At 56.4% G+C, this 22,180-nt stretch carries 23 protein-coding genes; 8 read left to right on the forward strand and 15 right to left on the reverse strand.

From position 1 onward, the window contains the following. Positions 1-127: 127 nt before the first annotated feature. Entirely contained in the window at positions 128-454 is a 327-nt protein-coding gene (locus tag V8G57_RS04405) for a DUF3563 family protein (RefSeq protein ID WP_092402073.1), read from the reverse strand. A 171-nt stretch (positions 455-625) separates the two neighbouring features. On the opposite strand from V8G57_RS04405, the gene sbcB reads away from it, so the two are divergent. After that, positions 626-2,059, forward strand: coding sequence for an exodeoxyribonuclease I (gene sbcB, locus V8G57_RS04410; protein ID WP_092402070.1), 1,434 nt, complete (start codon positions 626-628; stop codon positions 2,057-2,059). 133 nt (positions 2,060-2,192) lie between these two features. Here the strand turns inward: sbcB and V8G57_RS04415 are convergent, their stop codons facing one another. From V8G57_RS04415 to V8G57_RS04430, 4 genes are all read right to left on the reverse strand, one after another. Then, entirely contained in the window at positions 2,193-2,528 is a 336-nt protein-coding gene (locus V8G57_RS04415) for a DUF3861 domain-containing protein (protein ID WP_092402067.1), read from the reverse strand. A gap of 58 nt (positions 2,529-2,586) precedes the next feature. Next, positions 2,587-3,156: a PadR family transcriptional regulator gene (locus V8G57_RS04420; protein WP_092402064.1), complete on the reverse strand. Its 570-nt coding sequence runs from the start codon at positions 3,154-3,156 to the stop codon at positions 2,587-2,589. A gap of 98 nt (positions 3,157-3,254) precedes the next feature. After that, positions 3,255-3,791, reverse strand: coding sequence for a spermidine N1-acetyltransferase (gene speG / locus V8G57_RS04425; RefSeq protein WP_092402061.1), 537 nt, complete (start codon positions 3,789-3,791; stop codon positions 3,255-3,257). Positions 3,792-3,833: 42 nt separating this feature from the next. After that, a complete protein-coding gene (locus V8G57_RS04430; protein WP_342828334.1) occupies positions 3,834-6,323 on the reverse strand; it encodes an acyl-CoA dehydrogenase in 2,490 nt (829 codons plus the stop codon). A 496-nt stretch (positions 6,324-6,819) separates the two neighbouring features. Here V8G57_RS04430 and V8G57_RS04435 point away from each other — a divergent pair, with 496 nt between their 5' ends. The 6 genes from V8G57_RS04435 (at position 6,820) to V8G57_RS04460 (ending at position 12,279) form a co-directional block, all read left to right on the forward strand. Then, positions 6,820-7,938: an SDR family oxidoreductase gene (locus tag V8G57_RS04435; RefSeq protein WP_092402055.1), complete on the forward strand. Its 1,119-nt coding sequence runs from the start codon at positions 6,820-6,822 to the stop codon at positions 7,936-7,938. 89 nt (positions 7,939-8,027) lie between these two features. Next, a complete protein-coding gene (ypfJ, locus tag V8G57_RS04440; RefSeq protein ID WP_092402052.1) occupies positions 8,028-8,915 on the forward strand; it encodes a KPN_02809 family neutral zinc metallopeptidase in 888 nt (295 codons plus the stop codon). 35 nt (positions 8,916-8,950) lie between these two features. Further along, a complete protein-coding gene (locus V8G57_RS04445) occupies positions 8,951-9,334 on the forward strand; it encodes an MAPEG family protein (protein WP_342828335.1) in 384 nt (127 codons plus the stop codon). 19 nt (positions 9,335-9,353) lie between these two features. After that, entirely contained in the window at positions 9,354-9,641 is a 288-nt protein-coding gene (locus tag V8G57_RS04450) for a hypothetical protein (protein ID WP_092402045.1), read from the forward strand. A 26-nt stretch (positions 9,642-9,667) separates the two neighbouring features. After that, the gene (locus tag V8G57_RS04455) at positions 9,668-9,898 is read left to right on the forward strand and encodes an RNA-binding S4 domain-containing protein (protein ID WP_061539267.1); all 231 of its coding nucleotides are present in this window, start codon (positions 9,668-9,670) and stop codon (positions 9,896-9,898) included. Positions 9,899-10,257: 359 nt separating this feature from the next. Continuing rightward, positions 10,258-12,279: a PepSY domain-containing protein gene (locus V8G57_RS04460; protein ID WP_342828336.1), complete on the forward strand. Its 2,022-nt coding sequence runs from the start codon at positions 10,258-10,260 to the stop codon at positions 12,277-12,279. A gap of 8 nt (positions 12,280-12,287) precedes the next feature. On the opposite strand, the gene V8G57_RS04465 is transcribed toward V8G57_RS04460, so the two are convergent. The 6 genes from V8G57_RS04465 to V8G57_RS04490 form a co-directional block, all read right to left on the reverse strand. Further along, entirely contained in the window at positions 12,288-12,995 is a 708-nt protein-coding gene (locus tag V8G57_RS04465) for a hypothetical protein (protein ID WP_139220184.1), read from the reverse strand. 163 nt (positions 12,996-13,158) lie between these two features. After that, entirely contained in the window at positions 13,159-13,536 is a 378-nt protein-coding gene (locus V8G57_RS04470; protein WP_092402036.1) for a hypothetical protein, read from the reverse strand. 97 nt (positions 13,537-13,633) lie between these two features. Then, positions 13,634-14,377, reverse strand: a complete 744-nt coding sequence (locus tag V8G57_RS04475) for a DUF4198 domain-containing protein (protein WP_092402033.1) — start codon at positions 14,375-14,377, stop codon at positions 13,634-13,636. 55 nt (positions 14,378-14,432) lie between these two features. Further along, positions 14,433-15,017: a transmembrane anchor protein gene (locus V8G57_RS04480; RefSeq protein WP_342828337.1), complete on the reverse strand. Its 585-nt coding sequence runs from the start codon at positions 15,015-15,017 to the stop codon at positions 14,433-14,435. After that, a complete protein-coding gene (locus V8G57_RS04485; protein WP_092402027.1) occupies positions 15,014-15,757 on the reverse strand; it encodes a HupE/UreJ family protein in 744 nt (247 codons plus the stop codon). The genes V8G57_RS04480 and V8G57_RS04485 overlap by 4 nt, the downstream gene beginning before the upstream one ends. A gap of 115 nt (positions 15,758-15,872) precedes the next feature. Then, positions 15,873-17,969, reverse strand: a complete 2,097-nt coding sequence (locus V8G57_RS04490; protein ID WP_342828338.1) for a TonB-dependent siderophore receptor — start codon at positions 17,967-17,969, stop codon at positions 15,873-15,875. A 509-nt stretch (positions 17,970-18,478) separates the two neighbouring features. On the opposite strand from V8G57_RS04490, the gene V8G57_RS04495 reads away from it, so the two are divergent. Continuing rightward, positions 18,479-19,705 carry an acetyltransferase domain-containing protein gene (locus V8G57_RS04495; protein ID WP_342828339.1) on the forward strand — a complete coding sequence of 409 codons (1,227 nt, stop codon included), beginning with the start codon at positions 18,479-18,481 and terminating at the stop codon, positions 19,703-19,705. Positions 19,706-19,833: 128 nt separating this feature from the next. Here V8G57_RS04495 and V8G57_RS04500 read toward each other — a convergent pair whose 3' ends face one another. From V8G57_RS04500 to V8G57_RS04515, 4 genes are all read right to left on the reverse strand, one after another. Beyond that, on the reverse strand, positions 19,834-20,586 hold the full coding sequence (locus V8G57_RS04500; RefSeq protein ID WP_342828340.1) for a M14 family metallopeptidase: 753 nt from the start codon (positions 20,584-20,586) through the stop codon (positions 19,834-19,836). 48 nt (positions 20,587-20,634) lie between these two features. Next, positions 20,635-21,498 carry a GNAT family N-acetyltransferase gene (locus V8G57_RS04505; RefSeq protein WP_342828341.1) on the reverse strand — a complete coding sequence of 288 codons (864 nt, stop codon included), beginning with the start codon at positions 21,496-21,498 and terminating at the stop codon, positions 20,635-20,637. A 120-nt stretch (positions 21,499-21,618) separates the two neighbouring features. Further along, complete coding sequence (locus V8G57_RS04510) at positions 21,619-22,053, reverse strand: ExbD/TolR family protein (RefSeq protein WP_342828342.1); 435 nt, start codon at positions 22,051-22,053, stop codon at positions 21,619-21,621. A gap of 13 nt (positions 22,054-22,066) precedes the next feature. Continuing rightward, a partial coding sequence (locus tag V8G57_RS04515; RefSeq protein WP_425458226.1) for an ExbD/TolR family protein occupies positions 22,067-22,180 on the reverse strand: 114 nt, incomplete at its 5' end.

Raw genomic sequence — 22,180 nt, forward strand, 5'->3', positions numbered from 1 at the left:
CGGGATGCCCGACTGCTACGCAGCGATAAAGACGAACTACTGCAGGGTACTGAAACTACTTCTTGCCGCAAACACTTGCAGCTTGCTTACTGCCGGCATCGCGCTGCCGTAATACCCGACGTGATGCTTAGAAACCCTTGATCCATGCTGCAGTCTGGGCGCTTTCACGGTCCAGGCGTTGCATGCGGTATTCCAGGTCATACAGGTCGACGGCTTCTGCCAGGTAAGCTTCCTTGCGTGCCGCTTCCGAACGCTCGTAGGCAGTGCCGACGCGCTTGAAAAATGCAGCGATGCTGGCCAGGACGCCGGCAGCTTGGGCTTGGGCCGAAGCAGCTGGACGGGAGATGCTAGAACTGTTGCTGATAGTCATTGTAGACATGATGTATTCCTCTTTCGTTTTGCGTTCACCGCAAGCCAATTGTTGCGTCGCACAACCAGAATAGCGTTTCCCCATCAATTATCCAATTTCGATTGCCAATAGCAGTTATCAGTTTTGTGAATTTAAGGGGCTAAAAGCCCTATTTTGGCTGGGCTTACGATTTGGCCTAAAGCGTTGTAAAACTGCTATACAGGCATGGAAAGATGCCTGTAAACTGCTGCACCTCCCTCAAGCATTTAGCCCTCCATGTCCACGCATACCTTCCTCTGGCACGACTACGAAACTTTCGGCGTCCAGCCGCGGCGTGACCGCCCGGCCCAATTCGCGGCAATCCGCACGGACGCCGAACTGAACGAAATCGGCGAACCGCTCATGCTGTATTGCCAACCAGCAAATGACTTCTTGCCGGACCCGCAGTCCTGCCTGATCACCGGCATCACGCCGCAGCAATGCCTGGAGCGCGGCGTTCCCGAATACCAGTTCGCGGCCCAGATCGAGAAAGCGTTTTCCGAACCCGGCACAATCGGCGTCGGCTACAACACGATCCGCTTCGACGACGAGGTCACGCGTTTCCTGTTCTGGCGCAACCTGATCGATCCCTATGCGCGCGAATGGCAGAACCAGTGCGGCCGCTGGGACATCCTGGATGTGGTGCGCACCGCCTACGCCTTGCGCCCCGAGGGCATCCAATGGCCGGTGAACGATGAGGGACGGCCGAGTTTCCGCCTGGAACACCTGACCGCCGCCAACGGCCTCAGCCATGAAGCCGCGCACGATGCGCTGTCCGACGTGCGGGCCACCATCGGCCTCGCAAGGCTGATACGGCAACACCAGCCACGGCTATTCGATTTCTGCCTGGCCCTGCACAAGAAAGACCGCGCCGGCGCTGAAATCGGTTTGCCGACGCCGCGGCCGTTCCTGCATATTTCCGGCATGTTCCCGGCCGAACACGGCTGCCTGGCCGTCATGTGGCCGCTCGGCGTGCATCCCACCAACAAAAATGAAATCCTGGCCTGGGACCTGGCGTTCGATCCAAGCGAACTGTTTTCCCTGGATGCGGATACCGTGCGCACCCGGCTGTTCAGCAAGGCTGCCGACCTGCCCGAAGGCGTAACCCGCCTGCCCTTGAAATCGGTGCACCTGAACAAATCGCCGATGGTGATCAATAAATTGCAAACGCTGTCGGCCGACATGGCGGCGCGCTGGGGCACCGATATCCCGCTGGCGCTGCGCCATGCCGAGATCGCGGCGCGGGCTCCCGACCTCAGCGGCTTATGGCGCCAGGTGTTCCAGCGTCCCGATGAGCCGGCCAGCGATGTCGATGAAGACCTGTACGGCGGTTTCGTCGGCAATAACGATCGCCGCAAGCTGAATGAATTGCGCGCCCTGCCGCCGCAAAAACTGGCGGCTGCCCGCATCAGTTTCGACGACCAGCGCCTGGAAGAACTGGCGTTCCGCTACCGGGCCCGGAATTTCCCTGAGACGCTGGCCGCGGAAGACCGGCAGCGCTGGGAAGAACACCGGGTGGCGCGCCTGTTCGACGGCGAAGGCAAGGCGCGCACGGTCGAGATGCTGTTTGAAGAGATAGACAAGTTGTCGGAATCGGCGGACGAGCGCGGCGAAGAAATTCTTGGCGCGCTGTATGACTATGCCGAGATGATTGCGCCGGCTCGCGAATAACACCCTGCCGCCGACTGCAGCGAGGCAGTAAACACAAAGCGGGCCCCGGATGATTTTCGGTCATACGAAAATCATCCGGGGCCCGCGTACTTGCATTCAAATAACCGGCGCGGCGTCCCGCCCGGTTTCCTTGTTAATCCTGTGTTTCCGGCGCCAGCGCTGGCAGCGTTTGCGCATCCGCTTGCGGCAGCGCCTTCAGTTTCTGGATGAAATCGCGCATGGGCTGATTGATATCTGCGAATAGCGGATGGCTGCGATTTTTCAGCATCACTTCGGTAAACAGCTTCAAGCCCAGCGCCAGCGAAGCTGCAGCATCGGCGTCAAACTGGTTCTTGCTGCGCACCTTGTCGACGATCGTAAACAGATCGTCGTGGTTGCCGGTTTCAAAACCGATGGCGGCATGGGTCGGCTCGCCTTGTTTTGGCGTTGCCAGGTGCTCCAGGGTGATGCGGTAGCGGTGTTCACGCATAACTGCTCCTTCTTTCCAAACGACTTGCGGTTGCCTGATATGGCGATAACGCCTTGCTTCAGATGCGTTCGATCTTCACGGCTGCCAGGTCGATGGCGTCGACGATGGCGTGGATCTGGTCCTGGCTAAGCTCACCCTTTTCCAGCCGCGTATGCAATGCCATCCGAAAATTCTGGATCGCCCGCCGCAGCTCCGGCGCCGAACTGCCCGATGCGCGCTGCGCGGTTTCCAGGCGCTGTAGCGCCAAGGCCAGGGCTTCTCCGTTTTCAGCCAGGAACGCACTGCCTTCCGCCGTGATCCGGTACAGCTTTTTGCCGCCGGTTTCTGCTTCGATCGCCGTATAGCCCAGCTCTTCCAGCAGCGTCAAAGTCGGGTAGATCACGCCCGGGCTCGGGCTGTAGTCGCCACCAACCAGTTCTTCGATCGCCTTGATGACTTCGTAGCCGTGGCGTGGCTTTTCTTGCAACAGCTTGAGGATCACCAGGCGCAGGCTGCCTTGCTCAAACATCCGTCCGCCGCGTCCGCCTTCACGCCGCCCGCCCCGTTCAAACAGGCCGCCGCCCCGATGTTGCCTTTCATGACCTTGATGCATGCGGCTGTGGTCGCAGCCTCTTCTATGTCCAAACATGTTTCTTCCTTATCTCATTGAATGAGATACTAAGATATATCTTAGAAACAGCTAAGTCAAGGACGTTTTGATGCCCAGAGGCGCGTTGCAAGAAATCTTCAACGCCCGCGCTTGGCCAGGTATTCCGGCTGGAACATGCACATGCGGATCGCGTCGCGATACACGCCATTGATGAAAAACTCGCTTTTCAACTCGCTTTCCAGTCCGAATCCGCACTTTTGGTAAATATGGATGGCTTTGTGGTTTTCCTTGTCGACATACAGGTAAAGCTTGTACAGGTTGAGCACGCAGAAGGCGTATTCAATCGCCAGCCGGGTGGCGCGCTCGGCATAGCCCTTGCCTTGCGCGCCGGGGGCGACGATGATCTGGAATTCGGCGCGCCGGTGGATATGGGTAATCTCGACCAGCTCCACCAGCCCCACCATTTCGCCGTTGTCGCTTTCCAGGATGAAACGCCGCTCGCTCTGGTCATGGACGTGCTGGTCGTACAGCTGCACCAGTTCGACATAGGCTTCATACGGCTCCTCGAACCAATAACGCATGATGTGGCTGTTATTGTCGAGCTGATGCACAAAATGCAGGTCGTTACGCTCCAGGGGCCGCAGTTTCAGGCCCGGTTGCACTAGGGTAGTCATCGGTTTTCTTTCTTATCGTGTTGCAAATTCCATGATTGGTGCTCAAGGCTGGCGCAGCGCTTGCAGGCGCGTCTGCGCCGATTCCAGCAAGTTGAAATCTTGCGGGAAATCGTCCACCTGGACGCTGATATCGCCGCAGTGCGCGAAATCGTGCAAGACCTGCTGCTCCGCTTCCGTGATATCGCCGCTGGCGGCAGCCGCCGTTATCCAGTGCTGCATCTCGATCAGGCTTTGCGGCAGAGGCGGCAGCGTGCCGGCCTGGATTGCCGGCTTGAGGCGCGCTTCGATCGCATTCACCTGCGGGATCAGCTGGAACGCCAGCTCGCCAAAAGCATGCGGCGATTGTCCGGTGCTCGGCATGTGCATGCCGGCGGTCAGGCGGTCGCGGCTGTCGCTGTCGGTTTGCATGATGCGGGCGACCGTGCTGTCCAGCGCATCCGACGGCAGCTTGTAAGGCCGTCCGAAAGGAAAGGCGATGAAACGCAGCAGGATGGCCAGCGCACGATTCGGGAAATTATCCAGCACGCCCAGGTATGCCTCCTGCGCCTGGTGCAGGGAATCCTGTATCGCCCAATGCACGTAGGGCAAATCTTCCTGCGGCCGGCCGTCGTCCTCGTAACGCTTGAGCACGCTCGACACCAGGTACAGCTGCGACAGGATGTCGCCCAGGCGGCCGGAAATCCGTTCGCGGAATTTCAGGGAACCGCCGATGACAAACATCGACATATCGCTCAGCAGCGCGAATGCGGCCGACATGCGGTTGACCGCGCGGTAGAAATGGCGCAGCTCCACCGGCGCAGCGCTCGGCGCGCCGGGCAGGCTGCCGCTGGTCAGGCCTGCCAGCAGGGTGCGTGAAAAATTGGCGCAAACAAAACTGATGTGGGCGAAGAACGCCTGGTCGAAATCAGCCAGCGCCTTGCCCTGGTCTGCCTCGCCGGCAGCCGCCATTTCCTTCAGCACATAAGGATGGCAGCGGATCGCCCCTTGCCCGAAAATGATCAGGCAGCGCGTCAGGATATTCGCGCCTTCGACCGTAATCGCAATCGGCATCTGCTGGTAGCTGCGCGCCAGGAAATTATTCGGGCCCATGCAGATGCCCTTGCCGCCCAGCACATCCATGCCGGCGTTGACCAGCACCCGGCCGCGCTCGGTCACATGGTATTTCGAGATGGCCGAAATCACGGAAGGTTTTTCGCCGGCGTCCACCGCCAGCGCCGACAGCCTGCGCACCGCGTCCATCAGATACAGGTTGCCGCCCATGCGCGCCAGCATCTCGTGTACGCCTTCGAACTTGCCGATCGGGATCTTGAACTGATGGCGCATCGCTACATAAGCGCTGGTGCCGCGCACCGCCAGCTTGGAAAAGCCGACAGTCGAGGACGGCAAGGAGATCGCGCGGCCGGCAGCCAGGCATTCCATCAGCATGCGCCAGCCCTTGCCGATCATGTCGCGGCCGCCGATCACCCAGTCGAGCGGGATGAACACATCCTTGCCGGAAGTCGGGCCGTTCTGGAATACAGCATTCAAGGGCCAATGGCGGCGGCCGGTCACCACGCCGGGATGGCTGGTTGGAATCAGCGCGCAGGTGATGCCGAGGTCGGTGCTGCCGTCGGCTGCCAGCAAATGGTCTGGATCATGCACCCGGAACGCCAGGCCCAGCACCGTCGCCACCGGCCCCAGCGTGATGTAGCGCTTGTCCCAGGTAATGCGGAAACCCAGCATTTCCTGGCCATCGTAGCTGCCTACGCAAACCACGCCGATATCCGGGATCGCCGCCGCATCAGAACCGGCGTAAGGGCTCGTCAAGGCAAAACACGGGATCTCCTCGCCGGCGGCCAGGCGCGGCAGGAAATAATCCTTTTGCACTTCAGTGCCGTACTGCAGCAGCAGTTCGGCCGGCCCCAGCGAATTCGGCACCATCACTGAAATCGCCGCCGCCGAACAGTGCGACGACAACTTCATGATCACCTGCGAGTGCATGTAGGCCGAGAACTCCTTGCCGCCATACCGCTTGGGAATGATCATGCCGAGGAACCCTTTCTCCTTGACGAACTGCCAGGCTTGCGGCGACAGGTCCTGCCAGATCTCGGTGCTTTCCCAGTCGCTGACCAGACCGCACAGCTGCTCGACTTCGTTGTCGAAAAAATCCTGCTCTTCAATCGTCAGTTTCGGCGCCGGCAGCTGCAGCAGCTTGTCCCAGGCCGGTTTGCCGGAAAACAGCTCGGCGTCCCACCAGGTGGTGCCGGCTTCGATGGCGTCGCGCTCGGTCTCCGACATGCGCGGCAGGATGCGCTGGAATATCTGCAATATCGGGCTGCTGAGCAAGGTGTATCGCAGAGGCTTGATAGCCACGATCAAGGTGGGGATCACCATGAGCAGCAACAGCAGTACCGCTGCCAGCGCGCCGATCCCGGCAAACCGGAAACCGCCGCCTATCCAGAGCAGGATGGCCAGCAGCCAGATCCAGGCGCTCGCGCGCAACTGCATTAATGCCATGGCGCCGACCAGCAACGCTGCGATCCAGTAGAACATGTTGACTCCCAATTTGGCGGTTCATCGTGCGGCAAATCTTGAACATGCCCAGGCGCAAAACGGGGCGCGGCCATGAAGATAGGACAGGATTGAATGTGGAACGGGCGCGCCAGACAAATGCCGTACCTGACGACAGCACCCGATAATTCTTTAACCTTTGGTCACTGTTTGCTTGATGAAAGTTCACGAAAAGCAAATTTAAATGTTAAAAAACATTCACTTAGCCTTTTTTTGCAATTGCCCAAAGGCAACCAAAAAACAATGGATAGCCGGCAACATGCTACTCTTTGTAAATCTTTGTATCCGTTTGTCAACCTTACTATAGAATCGCGCGTTACATGGTATGTAAACTTGTGCCGCCTTATGAGAAAATCTAAAACCACCAGGCGTCGCAATTAACTCCCTACACCATAAATACCCAGTAGCCAGCGTGTAATCAGCCAGCAGGCGCAACCATCAATCTCTATCAGAAAAGTTACAAGAGCACACGCCTTTCATGAATAATTTAATGTTGATGACCGGCGCGACCGGCTTCTTAGGTGGCGCCAACGCAGTTGAGGCAATTCATCGTGGCCTAGGCAAGAATCTATTGCTGCTGGCAAGAGCGGAAACCCCGGCTGCGGCGCATGCCAGGGTTATCGAAAACCTGCTGCTGCTGGGTGCGAGCGCGGCCGACGTGGCGCAGATCGGGGTTGAACAAATCCTCTGCTGCGATTTGTCGGAGCTCGACAAGATCAGCGGCGACCCGCGCCTGGACCGGGTTTCGGTGGTCATCCATTCAGCCGCCCTGGCGACTTTCTCGAACCACCCCTTGCTCGAAACAATCAATGTCGACGGCACTCTGGCGCTCGGCAAGCTGATGCACCGGCGGCCAGCCTTGAAGCGCTTCATGTATATCGGCACCGCCATGGCTTGCGGCGAAGGCGCCGGCATCAATGCCGTGGTGAAAGAACAGATCGACCTGCCGCTCGGCGACGAGCACCTGGTGGCCTACACGCGCTCCAAGGCAATGGGTGAAAAGAAATTGCGCGACATCTACCCCGACCTGCCGGTGGTGTATGTCAGGCCATCGATCATCGTCGGCCATACCGTGCTGGGCTGCGCCCCTTCGCAAAGCATTTTCTGGGTCTTCATGGTCTGGCAGCTGCTGGGCGCGCTGACCACCTCGCTCGACGAAAAAGTCGACGTGGTGCCGGTCGACTGGTGCGCCCAAGCCATCATCGACCTGGCCCAGAAAGAAACGCTGACCCACAACGTATTCCATATCTCGGCCGGCCTCGGCTCGTGCGTATCGTTCCGCGAAATCGACCTGGCGCTGGCGGCGGCGCGCGGCATCGAACCGATAGGCGCCACTTACAAGCAGATCACGCCGGACGCCATCCCGACCCTGTTGCCGCGCATGCGCGAATGCGTGCCGGAATGCAATGACCGCCTGCTGCTGCGCGCGCTCAAGCTGTATGGCGCTTTCGCCGGCCTGAATTATGTATTTGACAATGAAAACCTGCTGGCCGAAGGAATCCGTCCTGCCCCGCGGTTTACCGATTACATCGCGCTCTGCGTCGAATCGGCAAAACACATCCCGATTGCCGAACAGATGAAATGGGATTTCAAGTAGATTTTTTACAATATCTCACAGTAGTTTTACGTCTATATCTGTGGCTGTTCCGTTAGAATTGCCTACTAAAGTCAACGGGGGAAGCAGCCATGAAATGGGAAGGCAATCGGGAAAGTGACAACGTCGAAGATCGCCGCAGCGATGGTGGTGGAGGCGGAGGAGGCGGTTTCGGCGGCGGCCGTTCCATTGGCCTTGGCACGATCGCCATCGCGCTGGTGGCCTCGTATTTCTTCGGCATCAGCCCGACCACCGTACTGAGCCTGCTCAGCGGCGGACCGGTCAGCCAGCCGCAGTCGCAGCAAGCCCCAAATCCCAATCGCAGCGCGCAGCCTGAAGATCGCCAGACCAAATTCGTGCGCACGGTGCTGGCCGACACTGAAGACGTCTGGACCCAGATTTTCCGCGCCAACGGCAAGACTTATCCGCCGCCGAAGCTGGTGCTGTTTTCCGGCGCCACGCAAACCGCCTGCGGCACCGGCCAGACCGCTTCCGGCCCCTTCTATTGCCCCGGCGACCGCAAGGTATACATCGACCTCAGCTTTTATCAGCTGATGCAGCAGCGCTTCCATGTATCCGGCGAATTTGCCCAGGCTTACGTGATCGCCCATGAAGTCGGACACCATGTGCAAAACCTGATGGGCATCATGGACAAGGTCAACAGCGCCGAACGCCAGATGTCGAAAGCACAGGCGAACGCCATGTCGGTGCGGCTTGAACTGCAAGCCGACTGCCTGGCCGGGGTCTGGGCCTTCCACGCCAACCAGGCGCGCAGCATCCTGGAGCAAGGTGATGTCGAAGGGGCCTTGAACGCAGCTACCGCGATCGGCGACGACGCCCTGCAAAAACAGGAACAGGGATATGTCGTGCCGGACTCTTTCACCCATGGCACTTCGGCGCAGCGGGTGCACTGGTTCAAGCAAGGCGTCAGCAGCGGCGAAGTCAAGTCCTGCAACACGTTTGAAGTCAAAGCGCTTTAACCGCAGCCAACCCATAACCAGACCACGGGAATTCCATGACGATTGCTTACTGGTGCGTATTGATTGCCGGACTGATGCCGCTGTTTACGGTCGCGCTCGCCAAGCGCGGCCGTCCTGATTTTGACAATGCCGAACCGCGCGCCTGGCTGGAGAAACAGTCCGGACTGCGGCGCCGCGCCGATTATGCCCATCGCAATCATTTCGAGGCTTTCCCGTTTTTCGCCGCCGGCGTGATCATTGCGCAGCAAGTGCACGCGACGCAGAACATGGTGAATTTGCTGGCGCTGGCATTTATCGCCGCCCGCATCGTTTATACCGTCCTGTACCTGGCGGACCGCCCCAGCATGCGCTCGGCCGTGTGGACCCTTGCATTCCTGGCCGCGATCGGCCTGTTCGTGCTGGCCGGGCTGACGCATTAAACAGATAGACAGTGACACCATGCAGCATCAAGACACGATCCAACTCTTGCGCACGGCCTTAGGCGCCACGCAAAACAACGGCAGCACCGTCGCCGCCCTGTGCCAAGCCTGGCGCGCGCAAACCGCGCTGCTGTCAGCATTGCCGCCGCGTTTTGCGGAAGTCGCGGAAAATTTTCTCGGACGGCTGGAAGCCGGCAGCCTGTTCAGCGAAGAAAGCTGTTCGTTCAGCCAGCAGGATTTGCTGGACCATTTGCACGTCTGGCTCGACCAGGCGCAGCTGGCGCTAGAGCGCACTGCCAGCGCCTGACATTCATTCATCTACATCGGAATACCATGCAACAACTGGAACTACGCCTCAATAGCGACTACGTCGAACTCAATCAACTGCTCAAGCTGACCGGCGTGTGCGACAGCGGCGGCGCCGGCAAGGCGCTGGTCGCCAGCGGCGTGGTGGCCGTCGACGGCAAGATCGAGCTGCGCAAAACCTGCAAGATCCAGGCCGGCCAAAAAGTCACCATCGGCGATCTGCTGATCTATGTGCTGCCTCGGCGCAGCGCCGGCTGATTGATCACCCAATCAATTCGACACAGCTTGATAAGTAGTCCGTCCTTCACTGAACCGCCCCGGCTTTGCCGAAGACTGCCAAGTTTGGCGCTACGCCGCGCAGGCGGGCAACGCTTGATTCAGACAGTGAAACAAAGTGTTCTGGCAGGCTATGCTGACTGGGACACTTAAAACCATCGTTTCTGTTTTGTGGTAAAGGCAAAACAAGATATCTGCAGATCTTCTACATGGTGTAATCAATACCATAGTTGACGATGCTGATAACTTGCTGAATCCGCCACATTACGCAGCTTGTCTGATCGACTTCCACTGATAAAAAAAGGTTGTTCTTCCAACGTAAGCAGCGTCATTCCTGAAGCATGCCCCCTCCTTTTCGCCACCGTGTTCTTCAATTCCATCGTTGGACCGGCTTGATTCTCGGTGTGGTCATGGTCATGATTGCGGTCACGGGCGCCGGCATGATTTTCCGTCCTCAGCTCGATCCTGTCATCAATCGCGATCAGTTCGCAATAGCGGCTTGCCATGCGAATTTGCCGCTTGATACCCTGATTTCCAATGCACGTACGGCCAATCCGAATGGCGGCGCGCTCACTTATATACGACTTTACCCAGATACGAATGCGGCTGCGCGCATCCGCTTTAGCGATGACAAATGGGTGAACATAAATCCGTGTTCCGGCGCGGTGCTTGGGCAAGATAATCGTTACGGCGGTCTGTTCGGTACGCTAGCGCTGTTACACAGTTTCCACTTTGTAAAAAACGGCCACCTGATTGCCGGCACTGTCACCCTTGCGTTTACGGTCATGCTTATCCTGGGCGGCCTCATGGCCTGGTGGTCCGGCAGGCCGCACAGCAGCCGCAAATCCGTCGGCCGCACCTTTCCGCGGCATCTTCACCAAAGCACGGCGCTATATGCCAGCCTGATTCTTTTGACCAGCGCGCTCACTGGCTTGCCTCAAGCTTTTGAGTGGTGCCGGCACAGTATCTACCTGCTTACGGGGTCGCAATTACCTGCGCCAACGCCGCAATCGGCGGCGCCAGCCGGCGTCCGACGCTTGTCGGCAGAAGCAGTTTGGCAGCATGCGCAATCCGTGATGCCGCAGGTCAGGCAAGCGCAAATCCGGTTCTCCGAGAAATCTGACGATGCAATTGACATCAGGCTGGTCGGCAGCGACGCACCACATGCCCAGGCATTTTCCTATCTGGAATTGGATTCCTGCACCGGGAAGGTACTGCGTTTTATTCCTTACGCCAAAAACAGCCTTGGAGAAAAAATCTATCTTTGGGCCTTATCCATCCACTATGGCTGGGTAGGCGGCCTGTTCGGCCAACTGCTGCTGTTAGCCGGTGCGCTATCCATACCAGTGCTCGCCTATACCGGCATAGGCAGTTATCTGCGCAGGGAATCAAAACGTCCGGCCAAAAAAAGACTGTTATTGCACATTCGTAAAAAGACAATCGAAGCAAAAGGAATCTGTAGCTTCGAACTGGTCGATCCCGCAGGGAAAAAACTGCCTCCCTTCAGCTCCGGTTCGCACATCGACGTCTATCTGCGTAGCGGCCTGGTACGGCAATATTCCCTGTGCAACGACCCGCGAGAGCGGTATCGCTACCAGATCGGCGTGCTCCGTACATCGGATTCGCGTGGCGGGTCGCAGGCCATGCATGACGATCTTGAAGAAGGTTCTGCATTGGAAGTCGGGATGCCAAGAAACCATTTTCCTCTTGTGCCTGCCGCCAAGCGATCGCTATTGATTGCCGGCGGCATCGGCGTGACTCCTATCCTGTCCATGGCAGAACAGCTTGCCAGCATAGAGGCCGATTTCAGCATGCATTACTGCAGCCGTTCATTGCTACACGCCGGGTTTCTTAATCGAATCAAATCGTCAATATATGCACAACGCGTGACATTTCACTTCAGCGAAGGCGCATCGTCCCCACGCCTCGACCTGCAGGCGTTACTCGCCGGTCCGGATGCGGTGACACATCTCTATGTCTGCGGCCCGGTCGGATTCATGGATGCGGTAATAGACACGGCGAAGAAGAATGGCTGGAGCAATGAGCGGCTGCACCGCGAATATTTTGCGAGTGAAATCGGCAATCCAGACCACAATGTCGAGTTCGACGTCAAGCTGGCTAGTACCGGAAGGATCTATCGCATCACTAAAGACAAATCCATTGTTGCCGCGTTGTCCGAAGCAGGCGTCTCGATACCAACCAGTTGCGAACAAGGCGTATGCGGCACTTGCCTGACCCGAGTACTGAATGGCGAACCCGATCATCGAGATAGCTACCTGAACGAAGAAGACAGGATGAAGAACGATCTGTTGTTGCCCTGCTGTTCGCGCGCGAAGAGCACCATGCTGGTACTGGATCTGTAGCCGACAATCTACGGCAACAAGCCGGGAAGACTAAAACGAATGGCAATCGCGATAAACTGCCCTGCGCGCGCACTTCCGATTACATTGCCAAAAGTAGTACTCAACTCAACCCGATCAGGTATCAGCACAGTGCGCAACCCCGCTTGATACGACGGTTTTCCTTTGTCCTCGCCATAAATTTCAGCGATCGACGTGACGCGGCGGGACAGCATTTTTTCCATTCCCATGCCCCAAGTCAAGCGTGCAGCATGCTGCGTGTTCGAATAAATGGCGCCTAGATTGACGTGCAGTAAAAACACATCGTCGGATAGCGATAGGGTGACCGGGATCTTGGCGTAAGAGTGCAAAACATTCTCTCTGCCGCCCGCCTCCGTTTCTCTATCCGCTCCTGCAATCAAGCCAATCCCGACGTCATTGGTTTGCAGCTTTTTCAAGATGGTTTTAAGCTGGATCTGCGCATGCGCCATGTATGGACCTTGAATATCTCTCTGCACAGCGCCCCCAGCGGCAATTTCAAGATTCCCGGTCGCGTTGCAAGCCGGCATGAACCAGCGTTCAGTGCGATCCCGGTTGAAACGCAGCCAGGATTCAAGCTGGCAGGCATGCGGCTCGACGATGGCGGCATCGTCTACATTCAGCGCTCCCGATGCCATGGCATTCGGCGACGCAACAACGCCAGATGCCAGCAATGCGCCGCTGGCCAGGATTTTCTTCATAGAGATAGCATGGCCGGCCGAACCGGCCAACCCGAAAAAATGGGAAATTCATGCTTAAAAGCGCCAGCCGCATTTTGTGCATTTGGCAGAAAACCGATAACGCCGCAGATTTATCCGAGCGTTACCAGGCTGGCACAGCAGCGCTGCAGTGAATGGAGCGCGATTATTTAGTCGTGAAGCTGGCGCTGACTTTTGTGGTCTTGTCTTTTAAAACCACCATCGCGACCACCTTCGAACCCGCTGGGATTCTGACTCCCCTAGCCTCAAATTTGTTGCCGCCGGCGGGCTTGAGCAACGCTTCCGACTTGGCTCCTTTGCTGGTGATGGTCAGCTTTCCGCTCAGATCGGCGCTCGGCAGTTCGTCGTCGTCGTCCACGACGTACAACTCAGCTCCGTCTTTGCCCTGAACCAGTTCCAGCGACATGTCGCCATCGATCTGAATCAAGCCGCCATGTTCCGGTTTTGTGTTGCCGTGAGCATGTGCTGCGTTGAATGTCATGGACATGGCGCCCAACAATAATGAAATTGCAATCTTCTTCATGGAGTTACCTTTGCATAAAGCGGCGCCCTTGGACGGGGAGCGCCGAAAGCCCGATACCGGACAGGCCGGCAGTAAAACTGCCGGCCCGGGCTGTTCATTATTCGGGGGCGTGCGGCAACACAAACGAAAGCGACGCCAGGTGTTCCACCGTATTCGTCTTCTTTGGATCTTCCGGCGGCGAATTGAAAATGGCGACGACGACATTCAGTCCTTGATTTCTGACTTTGATCGTCACAGTGCCGTCCGCAGATGTTTTGAGCTGCTCGCTGTCAGGATCGTTGATCCAGTCATGCAATACGCGCGCGCCTGCCACCGGCTTGCCTTGATACATGACGCGCAGCTTCATCGATTGCCCCAATAATGCTGGCAGCGTTGCATCGACCGGCAAGATCTGCAGCGTTTGTCCCGGCAAGAGCGGCAAAGGCGCTGTCATTTGTCCACGAATAAGCACCGCATATTTGTAGTTCTGTTCACTGACGACGGCGTCGGGTACTTCGTCCTTCCCCTTTTTCAGCCATTTGCCTTCAGGTGTCTTGCTCCATGTGCCATTATCGAGAACCGCTGCCACCAGCGCCGGCTGGTTTTCCGTATCGACCAGGATCAAATGATCGGTTTTGATCAATGACGTCGGCACCGGCTTGCCTGTCGCATCGAATCCTGCAATGCTTTTCACCATGGAGAAACGCTTGACCATGTCGAGATCGTCTGCGCCGATGCCATACAGCAGCGCCAGTTGATTGTTGCGTTGGGCAAACCAGATGCCATGCGCATGCGTGGCCGCGCTTGCAAGCAAGCTTGCAGCCAAGGCTGCAGTCGTAACGAATTTGGTGATGTTGTTCATTTTGTCCCTCAAAGTTGGTTGATCAGGTTGGCTAAGAATTCAATAAAAACGACGTTTAAGACGGCACATAAAGTTTCTCGAAAAAGCCGCTGACTTTTACCTTTATCGTGACCGGTTTGTCGCTGTGATTGCGCCAGAACCAGCCGTGTATACCGTCAAACGGCGCGACAAAAGATCCTTGGTCGCCCGCTTGCTGTTTATCTTTCCAATAGCGCGTAAATTCCTTGCCGGCATTGGGCCGTTCGCCGTGCATGTCGACGGTGACTTTGCCGCCTTCGGCAGACCACGTATAGACGAAGTGTTCACCTTGGCGCATCAAGGCCTTAATCTCGCCGCCTTGATTTGGTTGCAATATCAGAGACATTTCACTCTCATTAAATGGCATCCGGCTTTTGACCAAGGTCACTTCCGGTGCAACCGCGGCCGCGGTTGCAGGCAGCGCAGGGCTAAGCGGTGCCTCCGCGCTATCGGCGCCTAATTTCTTTATCTGCAGAAGCTTGCCGATGCCGGTGACATCAATCCCGTACTCGGCAGGTAAAACAAAGGCGACCAGCATGGCTGCCGCGGCGATGATGGCGATGCCAGTTGCCTTACGCAATTGCGGCAAGGTCGGTAGTGCTGCATTGTCGACAGGTGTCATGTCGGGATCCTTGGTGAATTCATGAAATAGCCAGTCAGCTGATAGCCAATCAAGATAAAACCGGCGGTCATCAAAACGACGTTGGCGGAAAAGGCCTGGCGCCGGAAATTTTCGGTGCGGCGCCAGAATCCCATCGCAATCATGATGGCGCTGAGAGCCAGCAGCTGCCCCATCTCCACGCCGACATTGAAAGCGACGATATTCGGGATCAATCCGTCTTGAGACAGAGTCAGTTCTTGCAGCTTGGTAGCCAGGCCGAAACCGTGAAAGAAGCCGAAAATAAGCACGGCGGCCTTGGCATTCGGCTGAAAACCCAGGACCAGCTTGAACGCCCCAAGATTGTCTAGCGCCTTGTAGACGACCGACAAGCCGATGATGGCGTCCACGATATACGGATTGACATGGGTGCCTGTCAGCACGCCGGTCAACAAGGTGACGCTATGACCGATGGCAAACAAGCTGACGTAGGTGCCGACATCCTTCATCCGGTAGAGGAAAAAAATGACGCCGAACAGGAACAGCAGATGGTCATAACCGGTAACCATATGCTTGGCGCCGAGATAGATGAATGGCAGCAGGTGGATACCGGTGTTTTGTTCGATAAAGGTTTTATCTTCATCCGCCACCCCATGCGCAAAAGCATGGGATGCGGTGAACGCCAGAAGCAACAGAAGAGCGGGGATCAACACGCATTTGGCGATGCCGAGCCAATGCGTCTTTCGACCTAATAATTCTTGCATGCAAATTCTCCGGTGTGCATGATCAGTCAATAAAACTTGCGTCGGATATCATTCAATCTGCTTGAACAAGCGCTCCGCCGCGCGCTTGGGCGGCAGAGCGCCTTAAGCCAAGTCATTAGAATTTATATTGCGCCTTCAGTGTGATCGTGCGCTCCGTCCCGGGAGCAACCCAGAGCTGGCTGTAAGAGCTGGCGTAGTAAGTCTTGTTGAACAGGTTGTCGACGTTCAAGGAAATACGCAGCTTTTTGGTCGGTTTATAAGAGGCGATCATTTTGTAGGTGGTGTAGGCCGGCAATTTGAAATTGCTGCTTACAGCTACGTCACCGTTGCGTTCACCGACATAGTTCGCACCGCCGCCGAAAGATGCAACGCCGTCGCCAAGTTTGAAATCCTGAACCAGGAGCAGGTTGGCGCTGTTTTTAGGAACATCCGGCAACGCGCTGCCAACCTTGAACAAATTGTCTTTGGTGATTTTGGTATCGGTGTAGGCATACGCTGCCGTAAGACGCAGGTTGCGGACGATTTCTCCAGAGACGTCGAGTTCGACGCCCCTGCTTTCGACCTCGCCGGCAGCGACCGAGTAATTGGGGTCCAACGGATCCACCGTCAGCACATTCTGTTTCTGAATCTTGTAAACCGCCAAAGTGCTGCTGAGTTTGCCGTTGGCCGCATCGTACTTTGTGCCGAGCTCATAAGAACGGCTGCTTTCCGGGGCAAAAGGCAGACCGCCCGATGTAGTGCCGCTGCTTGGCCGGAAACCTTTGGATACGCTGGCATAGAACGATAGCGTCTTGAGCGGTTGATAGACGATACCGAAGCGCGGGCTGGTCGCATTGCCGGATTGCTCGGTATTGCGCAAGAAGCGCCGGTCATCGAAAGTCTGCGTGTAATTGTCGTAACGCACCCCGATCAAGGCCTTCCATTGCTTGGTAATATCGATCTGGTCTTGCGCATACAAGCCATGTGCGCGCTGCTTTTCCTTGGTGCTGATATTGAGCGTCATGGCCGCCGGCACGGATTGACCATATGCAGGATTGTAAATATCGATAGCATAAGGAGCGGCCGCAGTTGGATTGGCGCGCATCAAAACGCGATCGTCGTCGAAACGATAAGCGTCGACGCCGAACAGCAGATTATTCACCACAGGACCGGTTGCGACTTTGCCGAGTAATTCCATGCGGCCAGAGGTATCGGTGGCCGAGAAATCACGCAGCCGGTGCTGCCGCCATAAGGTACGTCCATCGGCAAGCAATTTGCTGGCCTCTGTCGACAATCCCTTGAGCGAACTTTCGCGATAGGACAATCCGCTCTGCAGCGACCAGTCGTCGTTGAATTGATGTTGCACAAACAGCTGGTGGCTGAGCGACTTGATGGTTATCGGACCGTCGCCAGGCTCACCGAGAAAGCGCGAGTTGGGAATCAGGCCGAGCCTTCCGTTAACTGCAAGGACGCCGCGATCAAACGGCGTTCTTTGCTGGACCGCCTCCATTTCATATGAAAGAGTGGTATCCGGCGAGATCATCCAGATAAAGGAAGGCGAAATTACATAACTCTCTGAATGCTCGGTGTCGCGAAAACTGTTGCCGTTTTGATAGGCGGCGTTAAGGCGGTAGGCAACCGTTTCACTGAGAGGACCGGTCAGGTCGACCGCGGTTCTGTAAGTACTGTAGTTCCCGACGGATTGCTCAATGGTTTGCGACGGCTGAAATAAGGGTTTCTTGGTCGTGATATTGACGGTGCCGCCTGGATCGCCGCGACCATACAGCGCGGAAGCAGGGCCTTTCAATATCTCGACGGTGTTCGTATTGGCAGAATCGCGCTGGCCGTTGTAGCCGCGGCTGGAATTAAAACCATTCACCAGGAAATCGGAGCCGAAATTCGGATCGCCGGTGAATCCGCGCATGGCATAACTGTCCCACAGACCACCCAGATTGCTTTGACGAGCGATGCCGCTGGCCAGGTCCAAGGCATCGGAAAATTTGACGACGCCGACATCCTGCAACAGGTCGGCAGTCAATACGCGTGCACTCTGCGGCAAATCCATCAAGAGCGTATCGGTCTTGGTCGCACCGGTAGCGGAGATGCTGCGATACGGTTGTTTTTGGCCGACGACGACCACTTCCGGAGAACTATCGGTGTCAGCGGCAGAGGCTGCAAGCGGATAGGTAGCCGCAAGAAAAAGTGCGAGATGAAAACGTGGCGAGGCGTGCATGAAAACTCCCTGTTGGAATAGATATCGTGTGGAAGTCCGATTCCCTGCGGGACCGCGGTTCGCAAAAACATCGTCTTCTGGTATTGATTACAGCATGTCGAAATTACGCAGTTATCTTGTTTTCGGCATGTCACAGAACAGAAATATCTGTTTTGCCCGACCGAATCAGCATGCCGTGCCGAGATGAGCGCGCATGCGTTGAAACTGTGCAGATTCTTGTGAATCTCCCCAAGAAAGTGCGATTTCCTTAGCGGTTTCACTGTTTCGACTTCACTACTGATTTATTTTTTCCAAATGACGCCGACACAATATGCGCACACGCCATTGCAGCAATAAGTTTCCAAGCGGCCTGCAAGCAGGCACGATAGAAAATGCTATATCACTGCATCTTTTCAAAGAGAAAAGCCTGCTTTCCATCCAAAGAAAGCAGAATAATTCATAGGCGGGATTTAGAATAATCGAGCACTTCTTGCTATCTGCAACCCCTCCAACCAAACCAGGCCAACACCATGACGAATCCGACGGTCAATCCGAAAGTCCCGCTGTCATACGGCGCCAGCACATACACTACACACTCATCTGCAAAATCGGCCGCTGCATCACGCTCGCGGATAGCCGTAATCGATGTTCTTCGTGGCCTGGTGATGTTGATCATGCTGTTCGACCACGTGCGCGAGACAATTTATCTGCACATGCAAGTCAGCGACCCGATGGACGTCAACACCACCGAACCCGCCATGTTCTTCATGCGTCTTGCTGCGCACTTCTGCGCGCCGATGTTTGTATTTCTTACCGGACTGTCTGCGTGGCTATATGCCAACCCGTCGTCCGGCACGCCGCGTTCCGCCACGGGTTTCCTGGTCAAGCGCGGATTGCTGCTGGTAGTTCTTGAATGGACTCTGGTCACGTTTGCATGGTCCGGCGAATTCCCGCCATCGACCATCTACCTGCAGGTGATCTGGGTTATCGGACTGGCCATGATCGTGCTTGCCTTACTGCATCGGCAGCCGCGCTGGCTGCTCGCTTCTATTGGCTTGGCCATAGTGTTCGGCCACAATCTGTTGACCTCGCTGAGCTTCGATCCCGGCAGCGTCGGTTACTACCTGTGGACGCTGCTGCTGCATCGCGGCTATCTGGTGGCCGACGGTGCTGTCAAAATCAAGGTCACCTATCCCTTGCTGCCGTGGATTGGCGTGATCCTGCTGGGTTATGTCGCCGGCCCGCTGTATGCGCAAACCGTGGCAGCAGCCAGCCGCAGGCGACTGCTGGTAATCGTCGGCATTATCTGCCTGGCGCTGCTGGGACTGCTGCGCGGCTTCAATATTTATGGAGAATCGCTGCCCTGGGTGCATGGCGAGGATTTGGTGCATACGCTCATGTCGTGGTTGAACTTCACCAAATATCCGCCATCGCTATCGTTCCTGCTGCTCACTCTGGGCACTGGATTAATATCGCTGGCCTGGTTCGAAGCCATCGATAACTGGTTCACTCGCGTATGTGCAACTTTTGGCGGCGCGCCGATGTTTTACTATTTGCTGCACCTGTACGTATTATTGATCCTGCAGCATCTTCTGGTCGCCATTTTCGGCGCAAACCATGGCGTGCGCTTTGGCGTCGATCATTACTGGATAGTATGGCCGACAGCCTTTGCATTGATGCCTCTGCTGTATTTTCCCTGCCGCGCATTTGCCCGATTCAAACGGGTATCGACACAGAAATGGGTGCGCTACTTCTAGGTAGGCGCCGCGGTGATATGAATCGTTCCCGCTGAAACCGGGAACGATTTTTTTTGCAGCTGAGAATTCAGATAAGGAACGCAGGCAAGAATCGAGATGTCATCATTGGACGGGGGAATCCGTGCCAGTTACATCGCCGCCGGCAGGCAAGAAAACCATCGGAATGAAAAATCGCTAATATCGAGTGTGCCGGTTGCCAGTAGAAAGCGCGCTACGCTGTCCTTCGCCACCAGAACAGAAAATGATTCCCAATGCTGGCCGCACTCGATCTGCAAGGCGACTTTGCTGTTGTCTGGAGCGCCAAATTCGCCATAATCGCGCAGGCGCCGATCGGCCATATCTCCTGCAGCGCTGACAATGCGGGATGACGACCTGAGCTGTCTGGCCAAGGCAATGTCTTTGTCATGCGGACCGCAGACATTTAACGGCGCACCGCGCTCATCCGTGGAACGCAAGTCCAGCAAAAAATCAACAGTGTCGATGATCGGGCGCATTTGGCGCGCGCGTCGCAATTCGATCGAATCGATCGCTGTATCGTCGAGCATGCACGGATCCCACAAGCGACCAAAATCCTGATCGACATATTTCGACGCATAAGGATTTGCGCGATCGAAGCGCAGATAGGCGTCGATATTGGCGAACGCTAACGTGAGCCGGCCGCACCGTGGCCGCACATCCAGATCCAGCAACGCCTTCACCGCAACCGCGCCGCAGATTTGATTGCCGCCGGCAAGGGCATTGATCATGGTATGCGGGCCCGGCAAGCGGGTATCGAACGAATATACATAAGGGATTCCAGTGTTGCCTTTGGTATAGCGCCGGATATCGGGAAGATCGATTTCGATCGGATAATCGTTGAGGTGATTTTGAATGGCAATCATGTCGAATCAACTTTTGGGATAAATGACCGATTCGGAATGGCGCTTGCATCAGCCAAGCGCCTGGTTGATCATGGCGTACTGATGCAAATTTTTATCAAGTAGCGGCGGCTCCCCCCTTGCCATTGTGACGACGTCACGCACCGGCATCAATCCAACCCCGCTCAGCCATGGACTCATATCACCGGCCAGCGCGACATCGATGCGCATGAAAGCGCCGGCGTGCGAACCCGCCCAATGGCTGATCAAGGCTTTGGCGCGAGCAATATCTGGAGCAATCACCGGCCCGATCGCATAACCTTGACCGAAACGGCGCAATACAGCGCAACCGACCATCTGCTCATAACTCTCGATGATGACCCCACCCTCCGCCGATTCCAGCAGCGCCGCCATCACGGTACCGCGCGGCATGCCTGCGGCGCGGCTGCTGAGGGCCGCAATCTTGATCTTGTCGCTGGCGCCGATTGGACGGATTCTGTCGCCCGGAACGGACAGTGCGACCTGCGATTGAATCACTGTCCCTTGATGCTGGCGAACTTCACCAAATGGCGTAAATCCAAGCTGTTCATAAAGTGGCCGACATTGCGGCGAGGAGCTGAGCAGGATAGTACGGTCGCCGATTTCCGTCAGCACATGGGATAGCAATTGTCGCCTTATGAGCTGGCCTTGGCAGTCCGGCGGCACAATCACCATGCCGAGAGAGGCATATTCCTGGCCATGCCCCCAGCACATCGCCGTGCCGATTACACCGTCTTTACTTTCCGCCACAAAGCCGGTGCCGAGTCGTTGGACAAATTGCCAGTCGGCCAACCGATGCGGCCAGCCGGCCGCCAGCGACAACTCATGTGCAGCCGCCGCATCTTCTGCGGTAAACCGGCGGTATCTGACATTGCTATTGGCGATGTGCTTTTTCACTGAGTACTCCTGCAATTTCGGACTTGATTTCGAGTGATGTAGAGAGGGTTGCCTTGTAAAGAAATATTTGGTTCGGTAAATCTGTTCTTTGCTTCAAATTTTTATATCGAATCAGGGACCTTATTCAAGGTATTGCTCATTGCCGACGATGCCGATCTTGGTGACGCCCAGCCGCTGCGCCGACGCCATCACGGCGGCCACCGACTTGTACTCCACCAGCTTGTTCGGCCGCAGGTGCACTTCATCGATATTGCCGCCCGCGACCACCGTCTTCAAGCGGTCTTCCAGTTCCGCGCGGTTCGCCATCGGCGTGCCGTTCCACATCACGGTTCCTGTCGGATCGATGTCCACCGTGTCGACCACCGGCAAGGCCAATGGCGGCGGCGGATTACCGGTCGGCATGTTCAGCTTGATCGCGTGATTCTGGATCGGAATCGTGATGATCAGCATGATGATCAGCACCAGCATGACGTCGATCAGCGGCGTCATGTTCATCTCCATCATCGGTTCCGGATCGTTGGCGTTGCCGCCGGAAGAACCTACATTCATACCCATTGCAATACTCCTATCAATTACGCGCAGGCGGTTCGGTAATGAAACCGATTTTCGCAATGCCCGCCCGTTGCGCCGTCAGGATCACCTTGCCGATATATTCGTACTTGGTTTGCTGATCGCCGCGGAT

It is taken from the genome of Collimonas rhizosphaerae (assembly GCF_038896935.1).
Classification (GTDB): Bacteria; Pseudomonadota; Gammaproteobacteria; order Burkholderiales; family Burkholderiaceae_D; genus Collimonas; species Collimonas rhizosphaerae.

What these genes read in the sequence shown, in the direction of transcription:
- V8G57_RS04485 (WP_092402027.1), bottom strand. Translation starts at nt 15,757, where the DNA reads ATGCAAGAATTATTAGGTCGAAAGACGCATTGGCTCGGCATCGCCAAA.
- ypfJ (WP_092402052.1), top strand. Translation starts at nt 8,028, where the DNA reads ATGAAATGGGAAGGCAATCGGGAAAGTGACAACGTCGAAGATCGCCGC.
- V8G57_RS04500 (WP_342828340.1), bottom strand. Translation starts at nt 20,586, where the DNA reads ATGATTGCCATTCAAAATCACCTCAACGATTATCCGATCGAAATCGAT.
- V8G57_RS04460 (WP_342828336.1), top strand. Translation starts at nt 10,258, where the DNA reads ATGCCCCCTCCTTTTCGCCACCGTGTTCTTCAATTCCATCGTTGGACC.
- V8G57_RS04420 (WP_092402064.1), bottom strand. Translation starts at nt 3,156, where the DNA reads ATGTTTGGACATAGAAGAGGCTGCGACCACAGCCGCATGCATCAAGGT.
- sbcB (WP_092402070.1), top strand. Translation starts at nt 626, where the DNA reads ATGTCCACGCATACCTTCCTCTGGCACGACTACGAAACTTTCGGCGTC.
- V8G57_RS04415 (WP_092402067.1), bottom strand. Translation starts at nt 2,528, where the DNA reads ATGCGTGAACACCGCTACCGCATCACCCTGGAGCACCTGGCAACGCCA.
- V8G57_RS04445 (WP_342828335.1), top strand. Translation starts at nt 8,951, where the DNA reads ATGACGATTGCTTACTGGTGCGTATTGATTGCCGGACTGATGCCGCTG.
- V8G57_RS04480 (WP_342828337.1), bottom strand. Translation starts at nt 15,017, where the DNA reads ATGACACCTGTCGACAATGCAGCACTACCGACCTTGCCGCAATTGCGT.
- V8G57_RS04475 (WP_092402033.1), bottom strand. Translation starts at nt 14,377, where the DNA reads ATGAACAACATCACCAAATTCGTTACGACTGCAGCCTTGGCTGCAAGC.
- V8G57_RS04435 (WP_092402055.1), top strand. Translation starts at nt 6,820, where the DNA reads ATGAATAATTTAATGTTGATGACCGGCGCGACCGGCTTCTTAGGTGGC.
- V8G57_RS04405 (WP_092402073.1), bottom strand. Translation starts at nt 454, where the DNA reads ATGGGGAAACGCTATTCTGGTTGTGCGACGCAACAATTGGCTTGCGGT.
- V8G57_RS04510 (WP_342828342.1), bottom strand. Translation starts at nt 22,053, where the DNA reads ATGGGTATGAATGTAGGTTCTTCCGGCGGCAACGCCAACGATCCGGAA.
- V8G57_RS04450 (WP_092402045.1), top strand. Translation starts at nt 9,354, where the DNA reads ATGCAGCATCAAGACACGATCCAACTCTTGCGCACGGCCTTAGGCGCC.
- V8G57_RS04455 (WP_061539267.1), top strand. Translation starts at nt 9,668, where the DNA reads ATGCAACAACTGGAACTACGCCTCAATAGCGACTACGTCGAACTCAAT.
- V8G57_RS04470 (WP_092402036.1), bottom strand. Translation starts at nt 13,536, where the DNA reads ATGAAGAAGATTGCAATTTCATTATTGTTGGGCGCCATGTCCATGACA.
- V8G57_RS04495 (WP_342828339.1), top strand. Translation starts at nt 18,479, where the DNA reads ATGACGAATCCGACGGTCAATCCGAAAGTCCCGCTGTCATACGGCGCC.
- V8G57_RS04430 (WP_342828334.1), bottom strand. Translation starts at nt 6,323, where the DNA reads ATGTTCTACTGGATCGCAGCGTTGCTGGTCGGCGCCATGGCATTAATG.
- V8G57_RS04465 (WP_139220184.1), bottom strand. Translation starts at nt 12,995, where the DNA reads ATGAAGAAAATCCTGGCCAGCGGCGCATTGCTGGCATCTGGCGTTGTT.
- speG (WP_092402061.1), bottom strand. Translation starts at nt 3,791, where the DNA reads ATGACTACCCTAGTGCAACCGGGCCTGAAACTGCGGCCCCTGGAGCGT.
- V8G57_RS04490 (WP_342828338.1), bottom strand. Translation starts at nt 17,969, where the DNA reads ATGCACGCCTCGCCACGTTTTCATCTCGCACTTTTTCTTGCGGCTACC.